Genomic DNA, 3,660 nt, shown 5'->3' with positions numbered 1-3,660 from the left:
GGTCTTCATCGGCCGGCACAGCCTGGCTTTCTATTTGATCCACCAGCCGCTGCTGATCGGCTGCGTCTGGCTGTTCTCGCAGATCATGCCGGCGCAGGTCGAAACCCCGCAGGTGAATTTCCTCAAAACCTGTCAGCTGTCCTGCGAGCAGTCGCGCGACACCGAGTTCTGTACGAGCTACTGTGTCTGCATGCTCGATACGCTCGAGGGCGAGTCCACGCTTGATAGGCTCTACAACAACGATCAGACTGCGGAGTGGAAAGCGCATTTGTCCGATCTCGCCGGCATGTGCACCGCCAAGACCGACAGCAAGTTGATGGAGGGAGGGGCCGAATGACCGAGAACCAGCCGAAGCCGGGGCTCATACCGTGGCCGCCGCTGATCTACATCGCCGCCATCGCCGTCAGCATCGCACTGGGCCTGCTCTATCCCCTGCCCTGGATCGGCGACCTGCTGGGCGATATCCTGTTCGCGGCCGGCTGGGTGGCGCTGTTTGCCGTCGCCGCACTCTGGTTCACCGCGATCCGCACCATGATCCGGGCCAAGACCACGCTCAACCCCAACGCTGTACCCGATCACCTGGTCACCACGGGTCCCTTCGGCGTCACCCGCAATCCGATGTATCTGGCCAACACGCTGCTGTTGATCGGCGTCGCCTTTGTCTCGGGCATCGTGTGGTTCCTGCCGCTGGCGTTCATCGCCGCCTATGCCACGCAGAAGGTGGCGATCGAAGGCGAGGAAAAGGTGCTGGCGGCAAAATTCGGCAAGAAATACCGCGACTACGCCAAACGCGTGCGCCGCTGGATTTGAGCTGGCTTTCAAGCGGCCAATCTCCCCCTCGTGGGGGAGATGTCCGGCAGGAGAGAGGGGGGCGCTGTCCCTCAAACTCTCTGCCTAGGTATTCACGCCAAGCTCCACCAGCCGCTCCACACAAGACTCCTCGGCCTGGTCGAGTTCAGCCAGCGTCTCCTCGAGGTCGCGGCGTTTCTGCCGGAGATCCTCGCGCTTTTCCTCGATGCGCTTGATCATCAGGTTGAGCTGGCCGACTTCGCCGGGCGGCTCCTTGTACATCTGGATGATTTCGCGAATCTCGTTGATCGAGAAGCCAAGCCTTTTGCCGCGCATGATCTGGCGAATGAGCTGCCGGTCGGAGGGGCGAAACAGCCGCGTGCGGCCGCGCCGCACCGGCTGCACCAGTCCTTCGTCCTCGTAAAAGCGCAGCGTCCGCGTCGACACGTCGAACTCGCGGGTCAACTCGGTGATCGAATAATATTCTCGCATTGCCACTCCCACACGCCGAAACACCGGGGCGATCGCCATGGCGGCGTCACCCTTCTGTCCCGAACCAAAACCCATGCCATGCCGGAATCGACATGGCGCCCCGCGCGAGCCTCGCACGGCATTTACGTAAAAGTCAATTGAGCCAAAAGGCGTGCCTTCAGGGCACGCCGAACCACCACGTGGCAATGCCGAGAAATGCAAAGAAACCGACGACGTCGGTAACCGTGGTGACGAAGACCGCCGAAGCGACCGCCGGATCGACCTTGAAACGATCGAGCAGCAGCGGGATCAGGATGCCGGCCAGGGCGGCCACGAACATGTTGATGATCATCGCCGCCGCGATGATCCCGCCCAGATTGGGATCACGGAACCAGGCTGCCGCGACGATGCCGATCAGGATGGCGAAGACGATGCCGTTGATGAAGCCGACACCCATCTCGCGGCGAATGATGCGGGCGGCGTTGTAGATGTCCAGATCCCTGGTCGCCAGCGCCCGCACCGTGACGGTCATCGTCTGCGAGCCGGCATTGCCGCCCATGCCCGCGACGATCGGCATCAGCACCGCCAGTGCCACGATGTGTTCGATCGTGCGGTCGAACAGGCTGATCACCGACGCCGCCAGGAACGCGGTCAGAAGGTTGATCAGCAGCCACGGAACGCGTGAGCGCGAGGTCGAAAAGATGCTGTCGGAAAGCTCTTCGTCGCCGACGCCGCCCATGCGCATCAGATCTTCCTCGGCCTCCTGCTGGATGACGTCGACGACATCGTCGATGGTCAGAACGCCAACCAGCCGTTCGTTCTCGTCGACGACCGCGGCCGACAAAAGATCGTACTGCTCGAATTCCCGCGCCGCCTCTTCCTGGTCCATGGTGGCCGGAATGGCGTGCCGCGTCTCGTGCATCACCTCCTCGACCTTGACCGAACGCTTGGTGCGCAGGATCTGGTCGAGGTCGATGGCGCCGAGCAGCTTGAAGCTCGGATCGATGACGAAGATCTGGCTGAAGCGCTCGGGAAGATTGTTGTCCTCGCGCATGTAGTCGATGGTTTGGCCGATCGTCCAGAACGGCGGAACCGCGACGAACTCGGTCTGCATGCGGCGGCCGGCCGTCTCTTCGGGATAATCGAGCGAGCGGCGCAGCCTGATCCGCTCGGTGAACGGCAGTTGCGACAGGATCTCGTCCTGGTCTTCCTGGTCGAGATCCTCGAGAATGTAGACGGCGTCGTCGGAATCGAGCTCCTGCACCGCCTGCGCGATCTGCGCATTGGGCAGATTGTCGACGATCTCCATACGGATCGCCTCGTCGACCTCCGTCAGCGAGGAGAAGTCGAAATCGGCGCCCAGGAGTTCGACCAGCGCGCGGCGCTGTTCGGGATGCAGCGCCTCGAGCAGGTCGCCGAGCTCCGACTGGTGCAGGTCGTCGACTTCATGCTTGAGGGTCAGCGTGTCGCGGTCGGCGATCGCCGCGCCGATCCGCGCCAGGAAGGACGAAAGCACGGCGCCGTCCTCGCCATAGATGTCGGCGTGGTTGTCCTCGGCGGCCCCGGCGCCGGTCGTCCGTTCGTGCTCGCCTTCCACCAGCGCCTCCCGCCACAAGAATCCCGGAAAAGGTGCAAATCAGGTCTAGAGCATCGGACCCAAAAGGGGAAACCGGTTTTGGAGAATCCGACGCTCAAAAAGAAAGTGGCGTAAAGTGCGGGAATATCAACGAAATGCGTCCGGCCCGCAGCGGGCGAGACCGGCACAAATCGGATTATGGGAAGAGAATGGTGCGGTCGAGAAGACTCGAACTTCCACGGGTTGCCCCACAGCGACCTCAACGCTGCGCGTCTACCAATTCCGCCACGACCGCACGTGGTAGAGCCGGAACCGACCGGCTCGCGGCGTGTAGCAAATCGTTTCCGGTGAAACAAGTGCACGGCAAGCAATAATGTCAGGCGATTGGCATAATGCTCCACAGGGCCCGAACGCAGCGCCGGAACTGGACGTTTGCGCCTGATATCGCCATATGGAAGGCAAGTTGATGTCGCCCAAAGGTGCGAGGCGTTTTTGGGCGCGCCATGGACAAACGAAAAGACGATACGCCATGACCGAACGCAGCCAGATCGCCACGTCGTTCCTGCCGCTTCCCGGCTCGGCACCGGTCGAATGGCTGATCGAGCCCGGCCTTACCGCCTATCCCGAGGCACTTGCCTTCATGGAGGCGCGCGCCGAGGCGATCCGCAGCGGCGCTGCCGGCGAAATGGTCTGGTTGGTCGAACACCCGCCGCTCTACACGGCCGGCACCAGTGCCCGTGGCGAGGATCTGATCGACGCCAGCCGCTTCCCGGTCTTCGCGGCCGGACGCGGCGGCGAATACACCTATCATGGGCCTGTCTCTT

General features: G+C 62.5%; 3 protein-coding genes, 1 tRNA gene and 2 pseudogenes. 3 read left to right on the top strand and 3 right to left on the bottom strand.

Going from position 1 to position 3,660, the window contains the following annotated elements:
* Positions 1–337 (top strand): annotated as a pseudogene (locus tag EN925_RS27815) (DUF1624 domain-containing protein); the annotation flags it as partial.
* Positions 334–810 (top strand): isoprenylcysteine carboxylmethyltransferase family protein, encoded by a 477-nt coding sequence (locus tag EN925_RS27810; RefSeq protein WP_024501351.1) that lies wholly within the window; start codon positions 334–336, stop codon positions 808–810. The pseudogene EN925_RS27815 and the gene EN925_RS27810, both read left to right, overlap by 4 nt.
* A gap of 84 nt (positions 811–894) precedes the next feature.
* Here the strand turns inward: EN925_RS27810 and EN925_RS27805 are convergent, their stop codons facing one another.
* The 3 genes from EN925_RS27805 to EN925_RS27795 form a co-directional block, all read right to left on the bottom strand.
* Entirely contained in the window at positions 895–1,281 is a 387-nt protein-coding gene (locus tag EN925_RS27805; RefSeq protein WP_013531113.1) for a MerR family DNA-binding transcriptional regulator, read from the bottom strand.
* Between the two features lie 157 nt (positions 1,282–1,438).
* Positions 1,439–2,857 carry a magnesium transporter gene (gene mgtE, locus EN925_RS27800; protein ID WP_128337068.1) on the bottom strand — a complete coding sequence of 473 codons (1,419 nt, stop codon included), beginning with the start codon at positions 2,855–2,857 and terminating at the stop codon, positions 1,439–1,441.
* 189 nt (positions 2,858–3,046) lie between these two features.
* Positions 3,047–3,131, bottom strand: a tRNA-Leu gene (locus tag EN925_RS27795).
* A 234-nt stretch (positions 3,132–3,365) separates the two neighbouring features.
* Here EN925_RS27795 and EN925_RS27790 point away from each other — a divergent pair.
* Positions 3,366–3,660 (top strand): annotated as a pseudogene (locus tag EN925_RS27790) (lipoyl(octanoyl) transferase LipB); the annotation flags it as partial.

The organism is Mesorhizobium sp. M7A.F.Ca.US.006.04.2.1, from assembly GCF_004022915.1.
GTDB classification, from domain to species: domain Bacteria; phylum Pseudomonadota; class Alphaproteobacteria; order Rhizobiales; family Rhizobiaceae; genus Mesorhizobium; species Mesorhizobium ciceri.
This window is presented reverse-complemented; position numbering and strand designations above follow the sequence as displayed.

Coding starts and splice junctions, on each gene's coding strand:
- EN925_RS27810 (WP_024501351.1), top strand. CDS start 334: ATGACCGAGAACCAGCCGAAGCCGGGGCTCATACCGTGGCCGCCGCTG.
- EN925_RS27805 (WP_013531113.1), bottom strand. CDS start 1,281: ATGCGAGAATATTATTCGATCACCGAGTTGACCCGCGAGTTCGACGTG.